Annotated in this window: 14 protein-coding genes and 1 other RNA gene; 2 read left to right on the forward strand and 13 right to left on the reverse strand. The window is 28.3% G+C overall.

Going from position 1 to position 20465, the window contains the following annotated elements:
* Positions 1 to 58: 58 nt before the first annotated feature.
* From CDIF1296T_RS14265 to CDIF1296T_RS14285, 5 genes are all read right to left on the reverse strand, one after another.
* Complete coding sequence (locus CDIF1296T_RS14265; RefSeq protein ID WP_009897883.1) at positions 59 to 1924, reverse strand: HIRAN domain-containing protein; 1866 nt, start codon at positions 1922 to 1924, stop codon at positions 59 to 61.
* Positions 1925 to 2159: 235 nt separating this feature from the next.
* Positions 2160 to 3377 carry an MFS transporter gene (locus CDIF1296T_RS14270; protein WP_009897886.1) on the reverse strand — a complete coding sequence of 406 codons (1218 nt, stop codon included), beginning with the start codon at positions 3375 to 3377 and terminating at the stop codon, positions 2160 to 2162.
* Positions 3378 to 3576: 199 nt separating this feature from the next.
* Entirely contained in the window at positions 3577 to 4440 is an 864-nt protein-coding gene (gene aroE, locus CDIF1296T_RS14275; protein ID WP_004455017.1) for a shikimate dehydrogenase, read from the reverse strand.
* A gap of 81 nt (positions 4441 to 4521) precedes the next feature.
* On the reverse strand, positions 4522 to 6444 hold the full coding sequence (locus CDIF1296T_RS14280; protein ID WP_004455018.1) for an oxidoreductase: 1923 nt from the start codon (positions 6442 to 6444) through the stop codon (positions 4522 to 4524).
* Positions 6445 to 6537: 93 nt separating this feature from the next.
* Positions 6538 to 7386: a sugar phosphate isomerase/epimerase family protein gene (locus CDIF1296T_RS14285; protein WP_004455019.1), complete on the reverse strand. Its 849-nt coding sequence runs from the start codon at positions 7384 to 7386 to the stop codon at positions 6538 to 6540.
* Positions 7387 to 7797: 411 nt separating this feature from the next.
* Here CDIF1296T_RS14285 and CDIF1296T_RS14290 point away from each other — a divergent pair, with 411 nt between their 5' ends.
* Positions 7798 to 8679 (forward strand): LysR family transcriptional regulator, encoded by an 882-nt coding sequence (locus CDIF1296T_RS14290; protein ID WP_009890955.1) that lies wholly within the window; start codon positions 7798 to 7800, stop codon positions 8677 to 8679.
* A 207-nt stretch (positions 8680 to 8886) separates the two neighbouring features.
* On the opposite strand, the gene CDIF1296T_RS14295 is transcribed toward CDIF1296T_RS14290, so the two are convergent.
* The 8 genes from CDIF1296T_RS14295 to rnpB all read right to left on the reverse strand — a co-directional run bounded on the left by CDIF1296T_RS14295 (position 8887) and on the right by rnpB (position 19634).
* Positions 8887 to 9750, reverse strand: a complete 864-nt coding sequence (locus CDIF1296T_RS14295) for a DUF3800 domain-containing protein (RefSeq protein WP_004455022.1) — start codon at positions 9748 to 9750, stop codon at positions 8887 to 8889.
* A 154-nt stretch (positions 9751 to 9904) separates the two neighbouring features.
* Entirely contained in the window at positions 9905 to 11839 is a 1935-nt protein-coding gene (locus tag CDIF1296T_RS14300; protein WP_009897890.1) for a cell wall-binding protein Cwp22, read from the reverse strand.
* A gap of 111 nt (positions 11840 to 11950) precedes the next feature.
* Positions 11951 to 12964: a UDP-glucose 4-epimerase GalE gene (gene galE, locus CDIF1296T_RS14305; protein WP_003431452.1), complete on the reverse strand. Its 1014-nt coding sequence runs from the start codon at positions 12962 to 12964 to the stop codon at positions 11951 to 11953.
* A 23-nt stretch (positions 12965 to 12987) separates the two neighbouring features.
* Entirely contained in the window at positions 12988 to 13863 is an 876-nt protein-coding gene (gene galU / locus CDIF1296T_RS14310; protein ID WP_009890959.1) for a UTP--glucose-1-phosphate uridylyltransferase GalU, read from the reverse strand.
* 191 nt (positions 13864 to 14054) lie between these two features.
* A complete protein-coding gene (locus tag CDIF1296T_RS14315; RefSeq protein WP_004455025.1) occupies positions 14055 to 14375 on the reverse strand; it encodes a hypothetical protein in 321 nt (106 codons plus the stop codon).
* Complete coding sequence (locus CDIF1296T_RS14320) at positions 14365 to 16356, reverse strand: hypothetical protein (RefSeq protein WP_009897893.1); 1992 nt, start codon at positions 16354 to 16356, stop codon at positions 14365 to 14367. The genes CDIF1296T_RS14315 and CDIF1296T_RS14320 overlap by 11 nt, the downstream gene beginning before the upstream one ends.
* 122 nt (positions 16357 to 16478) lie before the next feature.
* A complete protein-coding gene (locus CDIF1296T_RS14325) occupies positions 16479 to 19022 on the reverse strand; it encodes an SPOR domain-containing protein (RefSeq protein WP_021403625.1) in 2544 nt (847 codons plus the stop codon).
* A 277-nt stretch (positions 19023 to 19299) separates the two neighbouring features.
* An RNA gene (gene rnpB / locus CDIF1296T_RS14330) (RNase P RNA component class A) lies at positions 19300 to 19634 on the reverse strand.
* Positions 19635 to 19765: 131 nt separating this feature from the next.
* Here rnpB and srtB point away from each other — a divergent pair.
* Entirely contained in the window at positions 19766 to 20443 is a 678-nt protein-coding gene (gene srtB, locus CDIF1296T_RS14335; protein WP_009903304.1) for a sortase SrtB, read from the forward strand.
* Positions 20444 to 20465 lie beyond the last annotated feature (22 nt).

A 20465-nucleotide genomic window follows, 5' to 3' on the forward strand; every position in this document is an offset into this window, starting at 1 on the left:
TTCCAGAAAAAATAACCAATCAGTTAAGATTACATCATCTAAGCAATATATAAACGTCTTAGTTTATAAGTTTTATTCTACTCTTATCTAAAACCATCTTTAAAGAGTTTTCAACTGTTTCAATTACATCTTTATAACTCAAGTACACATTTGCGTAGATACAATCTTCATATAAATTATATTCAGTTACTCTACAATACAGCAGTTTTCCTCCATCTAATAAATTGCTCAAAATATAGTTTTCTTTTCTTGGGACATAGCCTATTACATATCCAGTTTCACCAACTATTTTAATAGCTTTTTCATCATATAGATTATCTTTCTCTCTAGTTAAATAGTATATCTTACTTTTCTCCAATTCTTTTTCAAGATATTCTCTATTTCTAAACCTTGAACCAGCAACAGCTATTGAAGTCAAATAGATATCCTTACCATGTTCATCTACTTTTATTTTTTCAATATTTACAAATTCTTTTTTTAAATTATTACTTTCATATAATACTCTTCTTAATTCATCCTTCAATATAACATTTTTTTCTTTTTCATACGCTTCTTTAACAATTTTTAATTCTTCAAGAGATAGTTTCTCTCTGTATCTTTTTAAGATATTTATGGATTCTTTTCTTACTTCATTTATATTTCCAAATATTCCTTTTAAAGATATATTCTTTCCTTCAGGATATAGTGATTTACTTCCTTTAAGCACAATAAAAAATAACATATCATCATAATATTCTTGAGTCAATTTATCTTTTTCTATATCTTTCATTTTTCCAATTAAATCATCTATTTTAAACGTCTCTTCAAAAAAATTTAATAATTTTAATCTAGAACTTGTTGTTCCCTTTTTAGATATATACCAATATACCTCAAAATCTCTAATATCTCTATTCAGATATGGCAACAAGTCATCAAAAGATAAGTTTACATCATAAATTTCTGACATTTTTATAATATCTTCTGTTTTTCCACTAGCATCTCTTAATGCTTCAAAATATATATTTTTCCATTTTTCACTGAGCAAGATACCATTTATTTCTTTTTCAAATTCAATCTTATTGCACTCTATATTTTCATCTTTTAAGACGTTTATAGCTATTAGGAAAATTGAATATAAACTTTCAAAGTTAGTCCCATAATTTACTACAGTAGGTAAAAATCGATTCACTAATTCTAATTTATTACCTATATATTTAAATTCTACACTTAGCAAGTAATTGCATATAAGACGTGCTAAATTATTTATCTTTTCTTTATCTAAATCTCGTTTTTCAAGATATTCATTCAAATCTACAATTGAAATAATATAGTTCATCAATAATCGTTCGTACTTTGTATCCTTATAACCATCTTCAATTAGATAGGAATTTATTTTAGAATCTAAATTTTCCATATTAACAATAGCAAATACTTTTATTGAACCTGTAGCCTTTTTAGATAAATTAAATAAATATGTATTGTAAAATTCAAGTTTTTTAATAGTATTACTCAGATAAAATACGTATTCTCCAGATTTAGAAAATGTATCTACAACTTCTCTTAAGTTTTCTACATTTAGATATTTCTCACTTAAAACTAACCCTAGTTTTACATACTCAACTTTTTTACTCTTATATATTAATTCTTTAGTTAATTTATATAACCATTTCTCATCAATAATCATTTCTTTTACCAAAGTATTTATCTTTTTCATAAAAATTTCGAAATAACAAATTAAAGACTTAGAATTACTATCCTCCAATAAATAAATTTCATTAGATTCACTTTTATACATATTTAAAATTTCATCTACTAGATTATTTGCAAGCTCTACTTGTTCTCTTAACGGTATACTTTCATATATACATAGGTAATTCATTTCAAATGATTCTTTGTATCCATCATAACCATTAAATTCCTGCAATCGCTTAAAAACATTCTCCACCAAATTATCCTCCTTTACATGATGTAATTTATATTGATTATACTACTTATTTCGTCAAGTTTACATTTATACGCAAAAAAATATTACTAGAAATTGAAATTCTAGTAATATCCTTATTATTAATTATGTAAATACCCTATCTTATAACTGTAAATAATATCCTTATTAATTTTAATTACTTTTAATAAAAATCTATCCTAGATTTAGACTTCTCTATGCGTATATTATACTAATATTAGACATCATAATCATACACTTTTTCTTTTTCATATCTCATGTTTACAAACAATGCAAGTAAAATTCCAACAAATGTTATTGCCACATTAAACAATACAACATATTTTGGTCCATTAACTCCCCCTGATTTTGTAATAATACCTGCTATATTTAAAATAACATAGTTTGCTATACTAGATGCAATCATAACTATAGATGTTATTTTTCCTTTATTAGTTGGAAACATTTCATTTGCAGTTGACGTTGTTAACTGAAGAACACCTCCTGCTGCTGAATAACCTATTACAAATCCCCCTAACATACAAATAGTTGGAGTTTGAACAAAATATACAACTAATAGCATAAGTAAAGCTATTATAGGATATATAACTAATATTCTTATTGGTTTAATATATTTTTTAATAAGTAAAGAAGTTATTAATACTGCACATATTACTCCCATTGAGTAAAAGGATTGAATTTTTGTAGGGTCAGCCATCCCATACAATTTACCCAATTCCTGATTACAATTTAACCATAATACAAATGTAGATGTACATGTAAATCCAATACAAACAAGAGCTATACTTGTTGGTGTAAATTTCATCTTCTCTGATTTAACTGTTTTGCCTTTGTTATCAATAACATTATTAGCTGGTGGAAATGGTAACACAGCTATCAAAATTGCATCTATTACAATAAGAATCGCTGTTACTATAAAAATAACTTTAAATGATATTGAATTTGCTGCAACAAATCCAATTATAAAAGGAAGCAAAAATTGTGCTAAAGCTATTGTAAATTTAGTAAACATATTTGCTATTGTTCCTAAACTAGCAAATATCTCCATACAAGAAGGAGTTACACAGGTATCTAAGAATGAATTTGCTGCCCCTCCAATTATTGCAAATACATATGCTATATAAAAATTTGGTGAAAATACAATTCCAACAAAGAAAATTGCATGTAGAAAGTTTCCTATAAGACCACTTACTTTTCTTCCATACTTATCTGAAATAGGTCCTGCAAATGGATAAGATATAAGTCTCCCTAATCCTAGTGCAGCAATAACAGCTAAAACAATACTTACATCCAATGTTCCATCTGATAATGTTTTAGCCCCCCACATTGATGAAAATTCTGGTTTGTATTGTCCTAAAATTGAAATTCCAATACCAAGTAAAAAATATGAAAAATACAACGCTATGGCAGTAGGATAATATTTTTTATTGTTCATAATTTTTCTCCCATTCTTGTTAATTTATTAACATTTTTGTGTACAATAAACTCATCCCCATAATGGATTTAAAGTATAGTCAGTTAAAGCTTCAAATTTAACTGGACTATGAGGCAAAACCCACTATGACAATTTGTAATTTATTATTAAAAATATTGAAATACGTATGTTTTTTCATTGTTTAAGATATTACTCTTATCTATTTAAAGCATAATTCATTAACTTCTTCTACAGGCATTTCTAATCCAGTATATAGATTAAAAGCCTCTGCTCCTTGGTATAATAACATTCCTAATCCACCAATAGCCTTACATCCATTAGCTTCAGCATCTTCAATCATTTTTGTTTTCTTAGGATTATAAACGACATCTGTTACTACTAAGTCTTTTCTTAAAACACTAGTATCTTTTATATTTGTTTCATTGTCATAGGGCTTCATACCAATAAGAGTTGCATTTGTCAATATATCACTTGATTGTATCTCCTCATAAAGTTTGTTTGTATCTTCTAAATCATATAGATTAACAACACATTCTGGTACATCTTTTTTTATATTCTCAACTGTTTGCTCTGCTCTTTTATAAAAATCATCCTTAGGATTAAAGATAGATATTTCTCTTGCTCCATCTAAAGCACATTGTACTTGTATAGCAGTTGCTGCACCACCAGCACCCATAATTGTAATCTTTTTACCTTTAACTTCTACCCCATTTTCTTTTAAATTACGAACATAGCCTACTCCATCTGTTATATGACCAACTAACTTTCCATTGTCATTTACAATTGTATTACATGCTCCAATTATACGAGCTGCTGGAGAAAGTTCATCCATATATTCTGTAACAGCAGATTTGCATGGCATAGTAACATTGGCTCCTTTTATATTAAAAGTTTTTATTGCTAAAAGTGCCTCTTTTACCTTATCTACTGTGATATCAAAGGCTAAATATCTATAATCTAAATCTAATTTCTTAAAACTATAATTATACATCACTGGTGATTTAGAGTGACCAACCGGTGTACCTATTAATGCAAATAATCCTGTTCTACCTGAAATTTCCATAACTATAATCTCCTCCCAATATTATCATTTTCTTTGCAAATAGCCTATTCAGTTATTTACAAAGAAAAATTTATTTATTATTTATATATTTAATGCTACTTCAAAAGCTTCTTTTGTTGCATCTAATGCCCTACGAGCTTTTACTGCATCACCAACAATATAAGTTTCTTTTACAACTTCTTTTATAACTTCACTTAATGGGTCGTAATTACGAGAACCCATAGCAAGTACTACTGAATCAAAACCTTTTAAATCATGCTCTGTGCCATCTGTAAGTAAATAGTCGACACCATCATCATAAAATTTAGAAACTTTTGCACCAGTAATGGTATGTATATTATAATTTTCAAAATCATTCATAAGGAATTTACGGTGTTCTGAAATTACATCTGCACCAACTTCTTCTCTAAGCTCAATAACAGTAACCTCATGTTCTTGTTCTCCAAGGAAGGCTGCCACTTCACATCCAACCATTCCACCTCCAACAACAAGTACTTTTTTCCCACAAGATTTTTTACCATCAAGAAGGTCTACAGCATGAATTAATCCTGAATCATTGATTCCTGGTATAGGAAGTACAAGTGGAGTTGCTCCAGTAGCTATAATAACTACATCAGGTGATTTCTCTTTTATAAGTTCTACTGTAGCTTCTGTATTAGTACATATTTTTACACCATATTGATTACATTTTGAAATATAACTTCTAACTAAGTTAGTAATATCTCCTTTTCCTGGAGGATATGCAGCTAAACGCATTTGCCCACCAAGAACTTCAGATTTTTCAACTAAAGTTACATTATGTCCTCTTTTAGCACATACCCATGCTGCAAGCATACCTCCAACACCTCCACCAACAACAAGAACTTCTTTGCTAATTTCAGCTGGCTTAAGCTCTGCTTCATGTCCTAATATAGGATTTGCAAGACAGGCTATAGGTTTGCCCTGGAACATATTTGGTACACATCCTTGTAAGCATGCAATACATGGTATCATTTCGTCTAGTTTTCCATTTTTAGCTTTATTAGGCATTTCTGGGTCAGCCAAGCTTTGTCTACCGAATGCTACTAAATCACATCTTCCTTGTCTGACCATTAACTCAGCAAACTGTGGCTCTGTATAACGTCCAACTGTTATTACTGGTATACTAACAGCTTTTTTTATTTCAGTAACTAATTCTGCACTGAATCCAGCATGTAAAGTCGTAGGAGCCCACATATATTCATCATGTATATGTATACTACGTGAAACATGAAGTCCATCTATTCCACAATCTTCTAGATATGCTGCTATTACTGAACTATCGTGTACATCAATTCCTCCTGGAACATCATCAGTGCTGTTTATACGACATAATATTGCTAGAGAATTTCCTACTTTTTTACGTATATTTTCAATGATAAGACGAGGTAATCTCATTCTATTTTCAAAACATCCACCAAACTCATCTACACGCTTATTTGTTCTTTGTGATATAAAACTACTAACCAGATATCCATGAGCGCAGTGAACTTCAACAGCATCTGCACCAGCTTTTTGTGCACGTAATGCAGCATCTCCATAAGATTCTATAAGTTCATATATTTCTTCTGTTGTTATTGCTAGTGGTGTATTACGACCATTTGATGCAGGTATTGCAGAAGCAGCTTTTAATGGATGTCCTGCTACTTTTTCATTTCCTTCAGAACCAGCATGTTGTAATTGTATAGATACCTTCGAACCTGCATCATGACAAGCATCTATTACATTTTTAAAACTATCTATTGTGCTATCATCATATAAACAAGGCTTACGAGGACCTCCTTTTGCTTTTTTGTCTACAACACTAGATTCTATAGTTATTAATCCAAAACCACCTAAAGCACGCTCAAGATAATAAGCCTTAGAAGTTTCACTTAAAGTACCATCTGTGTTTGCAAAATTGTTTCCCATAGGGGGAACTACAAAACGATTTGGAACTGTCATTGAACCAATTCTTATAGGTGTAAACATAGAACTAATCTTCATAAGTTTTTCCTTCCTTTCAAGTTTTATATTTAAAAGTTTTATATTTAAAAGTTTTATATTATAATACTCTGTATATTTTTATATTATATAAGTTTATTTTGGAGATACTTCAGACCATGCTTTATCCAAAACTTTTTTAGTTGCATTAAATACAGTTTCAGCAGCAGTGGATAACCCTTTAGATATTAGAGAATCAGATATTACTTCTGCCCCTATGACTCTTGGTGATATATTGTGTTCTTTTATTATTTTCACAAATTCCTCTGTGTTTCCATATCCTTCACCTGGAGCCAAACGGTCATGTAGTGATTCATCCCTAAGTTTTTCATAAGGAGTTTCTAAAACATCACACACTTGAATTGATACTATCTTATCTGCTGGAACAGGTGCAAGGTCCTCTGCTGTCTGCTTTGCTCTAGCCCAGTGCCAAGTATCTAATATAAGCATTGCATTTTCACGATTACATCCTTTCACAACACGCCATGCAGTAGCCAAATCTGGTACACCACTATATGGCATAAACTCAAGACCTATAATAAGTTCACCTGCTCTGTCACATAATTCTCCCAATGCAGTTATAATTTGTTCTTCTGGTATCATCTCTAATAATCCACAATTTATATGTTTAACATTAAATAAGTGAGCCATATGATAAACATTTTGCTCTTTTTCTCTTTGAGCTTCCGTTCTATCTTCTTCTCTTCCCCATTGAGTTATATATTCTACTTCTGTAACTTTCATATCATATTCATTAAGAATTGCAATCATTTCTTCATCTGTAACACCTGCATTTTTTGCATCAATATAATTTTCAGCACGCAATCCAATACCATCAAACCCAGCTTCTTTTGCAATACGAACTCTATCACGGAATGAAACTTCTGTTCCCAATGTATAAGAACTAATTGTAATTGGAATATTAAGATTTTTTTGATTATTCATAGCTTAAATTTGCCCCCTTTATTTTCTTTATAATTAATAGTATTTTTGATTTTATATTTTTATTTATCCTACTAGTAGTATTATTTTACCTTAAAAATAAAAGTATTTTTTGATTTCTATTTATCTAGATTTTATAAATTTATTGTATCACGAGACTTTACTAATAACAAATTGATAATTTCCTATTAATTCATAGATTTTGTTTATAGATTTTATTTATAAGATAATTCTTGTATTTTTCTATTAGGTCGTATAAATATATTTATCTTATAATTCAGACAAAAAACGATAAATTTTTTTAAAAGCTTTTATTCTTACTATATAATCATATATAATAAAAATGTAAAAATATCTTAAAGGTTAACTTCTACAAATATATAAATAAAATACCTATGAAAGGATGAACAAAAATTGAATTTATATCACTTACGCTATTTTGTTACATTGGCACATTTAGAACACTATACAAAAGCGGCAGAAAATTTATCTATAACACAACCAAGCTTAAGTCATGCTATTTCTTTACTAGAAAATGAACTTGGGGTGGCTTTATTTGAAAAAGAAGGTAGAAATATAGTCCTTACTAAGTATGGAAAAATATTTTTAAAAGATGTGGAAAAATCATTAGAAATTTTAGATTCAAGTGTAAAATCATTAAAAATAACTGGTACTGGTGAAGGACAAATAGACTTAGCTTTTCTTAGAACACTTGGTACTGATTTTATCCCAGACATAGTGCACAAATTTTTAAAATCTAATCCTGCTAAATCAATAGATTTTAAATTTCATACTGGTGTAACTACTGACATTATTCAAGGTCTTAAAGAAAGAAAATATGATATTGCATTTTGTTCGAAACTTGAAAAAGAAAAGGGAATTGAATTTATACCTGTTGCCAAACAAGATTTAGTACTAATTGTACCATATAGTCATCCACTAGCTGCAAAGGATACTATAGATTTAAAAGAAACCATACCTTATCCTCAAATAGTATTTAATCAGAGAAGCGGTCTTAGATATATAATTGATGATATGTTTAAAAAAATAAATCAACAGCCTAATATAGTCTATGAAGTAGAGGAAGACCAAGTAATTGCTGGATTAGTTGCAAAAAATTTCGGAATTGCTGTAGTCCCAAATATGAATATGCTTAGCTTTACAAAAGTAAAAGTAATTCAGATTATTCACCCAAGTTGGGAAAGAAACTTTTACTTAGCATTTATAAAAGATAGATATTTGCCTCCTGCAATTAAAAACTTTAAAAACTTTGTCATTAAAAACGCTCAATTATAATTTATTAATAAAGGGGTTATTTTTAAATATCCTCTTTTATTCTTTTTATAAAATAAAAAAATCTATACTTTTAAAAGTATAGATTCCTAACTGACAGTCGGCATCCGAGTCTCAGTAATTATCGTTATATAACAGCAACTGGATTCAGTTCCTGAATAACTAGGTTACTTACATTATATCAGATTTTTTAAAATTTGTCAATTGTATCTAACGCATTTTTTCAAGCCATGGTCCAACAGGCTCTACAATAGGAACTTCTTTAAATCCCCAATTTCTTATATCATTCACACTCGTTGGAGTATATATTTTGTTTCTGACAGATTTGAATATTTTGTTTTTTTCTCCATATTGCATACACTTTGGATTAGCTTCTATTAACCCTCTTCTTGCTCTGCTAAGAGGATTACATAAAATATCTGCTATTTCTAAACCTTCTCTATAGTCAGCATCTTCTTTTTTGGCAATTATAAAACCCTTAACCTTATCTCTTAATTCTTCATCTATATCTAAGTATATTGTTCCATTATTAAATACATCAAAAAACGCCTTTTGTACTTTTAAGTTTGAGACATCATCCCTTGACTCTATAACTATTCGTGCAGATTCTACAGTTTCATTATTTACAAATGAATAAAAATTCTGAAGAACATGTATAAAAGCCACAACATACGGTTCCTTTGAAGGTGCATAATATTTCTTTAATCTAGCTTTATCTACTGTTACTGATATTATAGTACACTCTAATCTAGATAGAAATAAAGGCAACTCATCATAGAATAACTTAATCTGTGAATCATCAAACTTCTCAAATGCTCTTGATTTTCTTGATATATCTGTCAAATGTATTCCTATGTTACTGGTTCCAAAACAATACTCTTTAAATGCATCCATTTCTTTCCTCAAAGAACATACATAATCGCCTTGACTTACTGCATATTTATATTCAAAAATTACTCCTGTCAATGTAAATGGGTCTTCATGATTTATATCAGCTCTTCCACTTTCATCAATAAACATTATATATTTTTTCTTTATAATCTTACTCACCCTCTTAACATATGATGATAGCATCTATATTCATTTTATATGAGTTTTAAAAATATTCCAAGATTTTTATATAACTTAAACTTAATTTTATACTAAAAAATTGAGATGTAAAACAATCAAGCTTTTATTGATTGAATTTCACATCTCAATTATAATTATTTTTCAATATATATTTTTACTATTTTGCAAGAATATCCATTAATTTATCCATTACTATATAAGATACTCCGCCTCCTATTTGATAAGGAGTTTCAACTTTTTTATTTGCAAATACTCTTTGTTGCTCTGATGATAATCCTGAATTATCCATTAAAACTATTGGTGAATGTAATTTTACAGCTAATGGTCCAGCTGATAAAGCATCTACTAAAGCATCTGATTTACTAACTAATACAGCCTGTAAATCAGTATCTCCATAGAATTTTTCTATTACTTTGGCATTAGTATCTACTCTACTATCTCCATATATTCTATTTCCTGAAATATCTTCAGTAGTTATATCATTCATTTTTGCTATTACTGAATCGTTAATTGCACTTGGTCCACCTATAAAGTATGCATTTTCTAATTTTCTTTCTGTTAGCCATTTATAAGATTCTTCTGTAATTCCATCTTTATTGACTAATATTATAGGTTGTTTTTCTTCCCCAGCTTTAGAAGCTACAGATAAAGCATCTGCCTCCCCATTTCCAGAAACCATATATGCAGTTTTTATTTCTTCTCGATTTCCAAGTTCTTCAGCTATTCTTGTAGCAGTTTGATATCTATCTTGACCTGCTATTCTCTTTGTTTCTGTGTTGAAAGTAGTTTTTATTTCTTGCTCTAATTTAGAACTTATTGCATTTTCTCCACCTATCAAGATTACTGTTTTAGGTGCTAATAACTTCATTTCTTCAACAGTTTCAGTTGGTAAATTAGCTGTATTAGTAAGTAGTATTGTTGAGTCATAGCTACTTGCTAAAGGAGTTGCTGTTATACCATCAGCTATTGCATTACCATTTACTAATATTACAGTATCTGAGCTATCAGCATTCCAGTTTCCAACTGAACTTATCTTTTTAGCTGTATCAAATCTATTTGCACCTATAATTGTATCCCATGTAGGATTTATAGTTCCATCTTCATTAAAAGTATAATCTTTCCCATCTATTTTTTGAGAACCAGTTAGCATCTTTCCATCTTTGTCTAAATAGTAAGACTTACCATCTATTTGTTGCCATCCTGTCTGCATTATTCCTGTTTTGTCAAAGTAATACTTATTACCATCTATTTCTTGCCATCCTGTTACTGCTAAACCATCAGATCCTAGATAGTATTTCTTTCCATTCTTTTCTTGCCATCCTGTTTGCATTACTCCATCTGAGTTAAAGTAATAAGTTTTTCCGTCTATTACTTTCCATCCAGATACTCTTGCTCCATCAGTTCCTAAATAATATTTTTTGTTATTAATTGTTTTCCATCCTGTTTGCATTACTCCTGAAGCATCAAAGTAATACATTTTTCCATTTACTTTTAGCCAACTATTCTTTTGGTATGTTCCATCAGATTTTACATAATACTTCTTACCATTTTCTGTTTTCCATCCTGTTTGATTTAGATTTATCTTATATTTTGCCGCTATCTTTACATAGCTGTCGTTACTATAATCTATAATTACATCTGAACCTACAGGAACTTGGTCAAATAACCATCTAACATCTTTATTGTGCATTCTTATACATCCACCAGAAATATGCTTTCCTATAGAACTCTCATTATTATTTCCATGTATTCCATATGTATCTCCATAAGTTCCTTTTAATGCTAATCCCATCCATCTATCTCCTAATGGATTTCTTGGACTTCCTCCAGGTATATTACCTTTATAATATGGTCTATTTTTTATCTTGTTAACTACTTTTGTTTTCCCTGTTGGTGTTTCTGACCCCTTTTTACCTGTTGCAACTCTAAATTCTTTTACAAGTTTATTATTTACAAAATATCCTAGAGTATTTTTTCTTGAATTTACTATAATCACATGTTTACTGGCTGCGCTTGATTCTGGTACGCCACATGCAAATACTAAAACTAAAGTCAGTGCTAGTACTAAATACTTTTTTAGACTTTTTTTCACTATAACTTCCCCCTCTTTTAGAAACATTACTACATGTGTCTAATTATAACATAAAATTACCAATACCTTATATTTACAAATTTGTTACATTTATACATATAAGTATGTATTCTACTCTTCATACCCATTAGGATTCATACTTTGCCATCTCCATGAATCTTCACACATCTCTTCAAGTTCATACTTAGCTTTCCATCCAAGCTCTTTTTCTGCCTTTGAAGAATCTGCATAACACATGGCTACATCTCCAGCCCTTCTTCCTACAATCTTATATGGTATTTCTTTTCCACTTGCTTTAGAAAATGCTTTTACTAAATCAAGAACACTATACCCCTTTCCAGTTCCTAAATTATAAACAACAAGTCCTGGATTTTCTTCTAATTTTTGTAATGCTTTTACATGACCAGCAGCTAAATCTAATACATGTATATAGTCTCTAACTCCAGTTCCATCATGTGTTGGATAGTCATTACCATAAACACTCAATTCCTTCAATTTACCTACTGCTATTTTTGTTATATAAGGCATTAGATTGCTCGGAACTCCATTTGGTTCTTCACCTATTCTACCACTTTTATGAGCACCGACTGGATTAAAGTATCTTAAAAGAGCTATATCCAATGACTTATCTGCTTTTGATATATCTACTAACATCTGCTCTATCATAAGTTTAGTTCTTCCATATGGATTGGTTACAGAAAGTGGGAAATCCTCTAATATAGGACAAGTATGTGGGTCTCCATATACAGTAGCTGAAGAACTAAATACAAACTTTTTAACACCATATTCTCTCATTAATTCAAATAAATTTAAGGTACTTATTAGATTATTGCTGTAATATTCAATTGGTTTTTCTACTGATTCACCAACTGCTTTTAAAGCTGCAAAGTGTATAATTGATTCAATATTATTTTCTTTAAATACAACATGCATTTCATCTTTATTTCTGATATCAATATTATAAAATTTTACTGGTTTTTTAGATAATTCCTTGATTCTATCAACCACTATTGAGTTGCTATTACTTAAGTTATCAACTATAACAACTTCATAACCTGATTCTAAAAGTTCTATTGCTGTATGGCTTCCTATATATCCTGCTCCTCCAGCTACTAAAACTGCCATTGTAATTACCTCTTTTCTAATATTTATTTTTCACTTACTTTTTTTCTCATATAGTCCATTAAATCATCTTTTAAATTTTCTCTCTTTAGAGCAAAGTCTATTGTTGCCTCTAAAAAACCAATCTTATCTCCCACATCATATCTTCTACCTTCAAAGTTATAAGCATAAATAGCCTCTTGTTTTCCAAGAGTTTGAAGTGCATCTGTCAGTTGTATCTCTCCACCTTTACCAGGTGTCTGTTTCTCTAATATGCTAAATATTGCAGGAGTTATTATATATCTTCCAAGTATAGCTATATCAGATGGAGCTTCTTCAATTGCAGGTTTTTCAACCATATCTTTAACTTTATATACTCTATCTTCGATATGTTTTACATCCAATATACCATATTTATTAGTATCTTCTTTAGCTATCTTTTGAACACCTAATACAGTTGTTTTATACTCATTATAAGTATCTATTAATTGTTTTAAGCACGGAACATCTGAATCTACTATATCATCACCTAATAATACGGCAAAAGGTTCATCACCTATAAAACTTTTTGCACAGTAAATTGCATGTCCAAGACCTTTTGGCTCTTTTTGTCTTATATAATGAATATTTACCATATTTGATATGTCTCTTACCATTTCTAACATCTCTGTCTTACCTTTTTGCTCTAGTTCTAACTCTAATTCAACTGATTTATCAAAATGATCTTCTATAGATTTTTTATTTCTACCTGTTATTATAAGAATTTCTTCAATTCCCGATTCTATAGCTTCTTCTATTATATACTGTAAAGTTGGTTTATCTACTATAGGAAGCATTTCTTTGGGCTGTGATTTTGTTGCTGGTAAAAATCTAGTTCCTAGCCCTGCTGCTGGTATTATTGCTTTTTTAACTGTCATCTGCATTTTTTCACCCTTCTTCGTAAATTTTCTATTGTACCAAATTAATATACCATATTTATACTTTTTCTTCAAACTCTATATTATCCCAATATTTAATGCTATAAGATAATATAAGGTAGATGAAATTTCATCTACCTTTAGTTTTATAAGTTAATATTGTATTGTTTATATTTTATCCAAAACTTATACAGGTACTAAATTTCATCTAAGATGCCTTTTATATCACTATCTATATCTTCATCTAGATAAGAATCTAAATCTTCTAAGTCAACTTCTAGTTCTTGATATGTCATATCAACACTGACATCCTCATCTATATCCATTTCTGATATTAATTCTCCTAAAATACTATTTCCATCAGAATCTAAACCACTATCTATATCTTCATCTATATAGTTTTCATTTAAAATTTCATCTAAATCAATCTCATAATAAACTTCATTATTTTTTTCATCCCCTGAGTCCAATCCTAAGAACTCATAGTTAAAAGTCCAAACATTGTATTTACTTGACATACTTTATTCCTCCTGTGAAAAACATATTTTCATCTAGTTTATTGGTTCCATAATCAACAGAGTTATATATTTTTTCAATTATGTCTTTTCTTCTTTCTTTTGTACTATTATTTAATGTCAATTGTTTAAATACATATGTATTTGTTATTCTCTCGAATAATATTTCTTTTATACTATCATCATCAATATTTCTATAGTTTTTCCACAATAACTCAAATAACTTAAACATTTCCCTACTAGTTTCATCTACATAATAAGGATACATATTTTCTACTAAATGGTTTAATCTTGATATGGCTTGTTTTAAAAATACATCAAGACTTGCACTTTCACTTTCTTTTAACATTCTATAATTGTATTTCTTCTTATCTTCTCCTGAAATTACAAAGATGATATTGTCTAAACTTTTTTCAACTTCATTTAAATAACTGCTTATATTATATGATAAATCAGACAATAGATTTTTAATCTGCTTAAACACTTGTACATCAAGTTTAGTATTATACTTTTCAAACAAATCTATTTCTTGATTTTCTAATATTCTTGGCATATATGCTGACAATAAATCTAAATTGTTTCTTTGTTCTTGTATTTGCTTATAAAGTGAATTTATAACTTCTATTCTTATTTCATCATTTAACTCTTTTTCTAAAATCTTATCAAATTCAGATTTCATATAGTAAATATTTCCAAAGAAATTAAATATTATCATATCATTCATAGCTTTAGACCAATTCTTATATATCACTTCAATAGAATTTTCTTTAAGTAGAGGTTGCTTTGCATATATAAATACATCTTGCATAAGTTTTTGAACCATACTTTTACTTAAGTTTAAAAGTACTTTTTGATTATTAAATTTTATTTCCGTTTCTACAAAATTAGAATTTTCGTTTTCAAGTTCTTTATTAATTACAATGTCTTTTATATCACTATTTTTTATAGATATGATTTCTTTTTGAAAAGACTTTAGAATAGTCAAGCTATCGAAATCTTCTTGAATAAAAAATGGAGCATGTTTTAATGTATATCCCACTATTTCATTTTCTATATCTTTTAGGTCATCTATTTGCATAATTTCTCTATTTTTATCATTTATATGTAGGTTAAATACATTTTTATTATCATATAATATTATATCTTCTCCTAAATTTAACTTAGAACAATTATCTTTCGCTGACTTTACAATAGTCTTCTTAGATTTCTTATTTATAAAAATTAATTGGTCTTGATATTTTACTAAAAGCATGTTTGTGTTTTTATAATCAAATCCATCTATATTTCCTGATATCTTGCAGAATACTATTTCACAATCTTTAGGAAGATTTCCTATTTTTTGGTTATCTTTAACTCTCTCATTTAAATCAGATGGGACTACACTATCTATATTGTTATTAAATATAGATACAGACCTTACTATAATCCCCTCTCTTTCCATATGAAAGTATCCCTTCAATGACACTCTTTTATCTTCTAAAATGTATCTTTCTATATCATCAAAATTTATTTCAAATCTATTTTTCCCACTGATAAATATAAACTTCTCATTATCTTTATTAATTCCACCCATATAAAACTTATTGTCATCTAAACTTAATATAGTCATATTATCCTTTAGATAGAATATAAATTCTCTTTGACTTTTGCAGATTAAATCATATTCATCCAAAGTTATTTTCATAGTCAAATTTGCTGTAACATTTTTACTTGAATTTTCACTTTTTATGTAAAAAGGCAAGTTATTTCCATAGACAATTATTTGAGAATCTTCTAAAACTGCCTCTAATTTTTCTTTATTGTCTGAAAAACTATATATATATTTTACACCTGTATCCTCATTAACTTCATCTGATTTGCTGATTATTATATTCCCTAGATTTGTTATATGAAGCTTTTTATATTCTTTTGAGTATCTACTTATGCCACTAAGCTCAAACCCATCTGAAAGCTCATATATGATTTTTTCTCCTAATTTCAACATACCTTCACCACCTAAACAGAATTATAAGTATTTTATAAAGGTGAATAAAATGTCTCAAAACAAATAATATTTTTTTTAATACTTTTTATTCTGAGACATAGTTTCTCCTTTTTTATAATGCTCTAAGCACCTTCAACTATTTCTTCATAAAGTTTATCTAAATGTTTAACATATTCACGATATCCAGATTTGTTCTTTAACTCACTTCTTAAATCTTCATATTTTTGTTTAAGTTCTTCAGCACTCAAAGAAGGAGCTGATTCTTTTAATTCTTCTAACTTATAATCATAGTACTTATCATACATAGCTATATATGTATCAATAGACTTCTTAGCTAGTTCATTACATTTTTCTTGTGCTTCTCCATATTGAGAATAATCACCTATTTTTATTTTATAGTATCCATTTTCTTGAATTATTGTTGAAGAAATACCTTTAGCCTCATATTCTTTTGCTGTTTCTTTTGCTGTTTTTTCAACTTTAAGTGAACCTGCATAAACAGTGTAATATACACCTTTACCATCTTTATATGCTTCCATTTCTTTTGCTTTCTTTTCAGCTTGTGCTTTTTCTTGAGCCTCTTTTTCAGCTTTTGCCTTTTCTTCTGCTTCTTTTTTCTCTTTTTCAGCTTGTGCTTTTTTCTCTTCTTCAGTTAATTTATTGTTAGCTTGTTGTTGAGTTGATGACTTTGGAATATTCTCTTTATCATTTTTCTTATTGTTGCCTACTGTTATAAAATATCCTACACCAACAATAACCACTATAACTACTGCTATAATAGTTTCTTTTAATCTACTCTTCTTAGAAACAACCTCTTCATCATCTAAAGAATCTTCTTTATCTGATACATAATTTTTCATTTCTTTCTTGTTTTCTCTATATTTGTCCTTAGAAGAATTTTTAGATTTTTTATTACTATTTTCTTTCTTTTTAATAGGTATTACTACTGATTTTTCATTTTCTAATTTTTCTTCTTTTATCTCTTTTGCTTTTTTATCTTCTAAGTTTTTACTTTCTTTTTCAAGCTTCGATTCATTATTTGAAGATACTTTTTCATCTAAGTTATTATTTATTGGTTTTTCTATTTTTACATTACGTTCTTCTTCTATATGTTGACTTGGTTCTTTTTGTTTTATTTCTTTTAATTCATTTTGCTCCATTTCTTCTGATTTTACTTGATGATTTTCAACTGGTTTATCTAAAATTATATCAGGAGAAATATCATTTAAATTCTCTTCTTCTTGTTCAACTTCTTCATTGTCTTTTTTAATAAATCCAAATAATTTAGCCTTCTTTTTACTCTTTTTATTTTCTGGTTCAATTATATCTTCTTTATTGCTGTCGTACTCTTTATCTGTAGTATCTTTATCTTCTACAACGTCACCTATATCTTGATTATTACTATCTATTTCTTCTTTAACCCCTTCTTCAGCATCATCTTCTATTGAAATACTACTTCTAAAGCAAATATCTTTATCTGCATTTTTTATCATATAAATGTATTCTTCAATATCGATATCTTTATTTCTTCTAGTTCTTTTTGATGCAATTTCATGATTTTCTAATTCACTATAGTTATCTTTTATTAGATTCTGTGCTTTATTCCATGTATCTTCACTAATTTCTGTTTTATTTTTAATTACATAGTCCACAAATTCCTTAAAATTTTCAGGACCAAATTCTCCAATTATAGTCAGTCTCATTGCACCTTCTATAAGGTCTCTATTTCTTCTCTTTAAAAATTCTAATACAACCGTTGCACAAGCAAAATCTTTAATAATTTCTTTGCCAAAACCATATCCTTCAACAGAATGAAGTTCTTCTAATCCACATAACTTCTTATATTCATTGTGTATTGTTTGAGATACACTTTCATTATTTAAGCTATTTAACTTATCTATAAACTTCGATTCTATATCATTTGATTTTGATTCATGTTTTACTTTTGAATTTTTAATTTCATTTAGTAGCATGTCATTTTCTGAATTATCTTTACCTAATTGCAAATCCTCAATTTCAGTTGCTTTTATTTCTACTTTGTCTTGTTCGTTATTCTCTTCCACATTATTAGGTACCACATCTTTATTGCTAGCTAATATTTTGTTTACACAGAATATAATTTCTCTTTTTAATTCTCTTTTCGCATCTGCTTGATTTTTAAGAAATAAATCTCCACATTCTTTCTTTTCTAAACTTATTTTTCTAAGAGATATATTAAGAAGGTCTTTATATAGGTTTAAAACCTTATAATCCTTTTCTAAACGTCTTCTTCTCTCTGATAGTTCCATTTTATCATAAGCTAAAAAACTATTTAAATCATTGGCTTTTAGAGAGTCTAATCCCTCTTTCATAGCCTTATTTACATACTTTCTACATTTTGCTGTAGTTAATTCTAAATCTTTTTCTAATTCATCTATTTCAGGTATGTACTTATCTACTATCCATTTGCCAATAAGTGGTTCTGTATTTCTTGCTAATGTCTTATAAAACAATATATTAAATTTTAAAAGCTCTGCATATTTTGCTTCATTAAATTCTACTTTTTCAAATTTCTTTTCCAAAACACCATCTAGCTTTTCATTTATTTTAGACTCTTGTTTTAAAAAACTTGCTGTGACATTTAAAACAGTGTTTCTTATTATATTATTTTCACTCAAAACCTTCACTCCTTAAATCAATTATTTTATTGTAATATTTACATTGTGCAAAGTTGCTAATTTGATTATGATATCTAAATAATTATTTACTAAATTTGCTACATCTTATATCATATCATATTATTTACATCATTTTACTTTTTCTTTTTATATCTATCTTATATTATACCATTTTTAATATCTGTACTAACTTATATTACAATATTCCTCAAAATTTTAAAAGTAGATTAGACAAATTTACAAATAAAAAAACATCAGTTTAAACTGATGTTTTTGACTATCGAAATAATTAAGCAAGTCTATAAGCGGAGTTCTGTATTAGATAATCATCTTTCTAGGCCTATTGTCACCAATAGGCTCAAGCGACCTACCTACCGGAGAGTACGAGCAGCACTCTTTATTCCTATCTTGGTCTTGCTCCAGGTGGGGTTTACATAGCCAACTAGTCGCCTAGCTGCTGGTGAGCTCTTACCTCGCCTTTCCATCCTTACCACAATAGTGGCGGTTTATTTCTGTTGCACTATCCTTAGGATCGCTCCCACTAGGCGTTACCTAGCACCCTGCTCTATGGAGCTCCGACTTTCCTCATGTAAGATTACATGCGATTATCTGGCTTACTTAATATTTATTTTACTTAGTTATGTTAACACAAATTCTTTTACATGTCAAAGTAATATTATACTAAAAATTTAAATTTATTCAAAAATAGTGTAATATAGATATATAAACTACATTTAACTCGAGGTGATATATTGAAAAAATTATATAGAATAGTAATTAACATTATACTAGTATTAGTAATACTTTACAGTGGATTTAATATATACTCAAAACTTACCAAATACAATCATGATACTAAAATATCCTCAGAACTTCAAAAAAAAGAATATAAAAAAGAGGATTTATCAAAGATTAACAGTGATTTTAAATTTTGGCTTTCTGTTGAGAATACAAATATAAATTATCCAGTTGTACAATCTAAAGATAATTCTTACTATCTTGACAAAGATTTTTATAAAAAAGATTCTATTTCTGGTACACTGTTTATGGATTATAGAAATAAATCTATTGATGACAAAAATATCATAATATATGGACATAATATGAAAAATAAAACTATGTTCAACAACCTAAATAAGTTTAAAGATGCTGACTTCTTTAAAAAAAATAATAAAATAAAAATAACCTTGAATGGAAAAGAATTTTTATATGATGTTTTTTCTGCTTATATTGTAGAATCTGATTATGATTATCTAAAAACAAATTTTAACAATGAATCTGATTATCAAAATTACATAAATGATATTACTTCTAAATCATTGTATAAATCTCCTATTAAGGTAAATAGCAATGATAAAATAGTTACACTTTCTACATGTACATATGAATTTGATGATGCCAGAATGGTGATTCATGGTAGATTGATTTAAAACTCACAGACACAGTTTAAAA

It is taken from the genome of Clostridioides difficile ATCC 9689 = DSM 1296 (assembly GCF_001077535.1).
Lineage (GTDB): Bacteria > Bacillota > Clostridia > Peptostreptococcales > Peptostreptococcaceae > Clostridioides > Clostridioides difficile.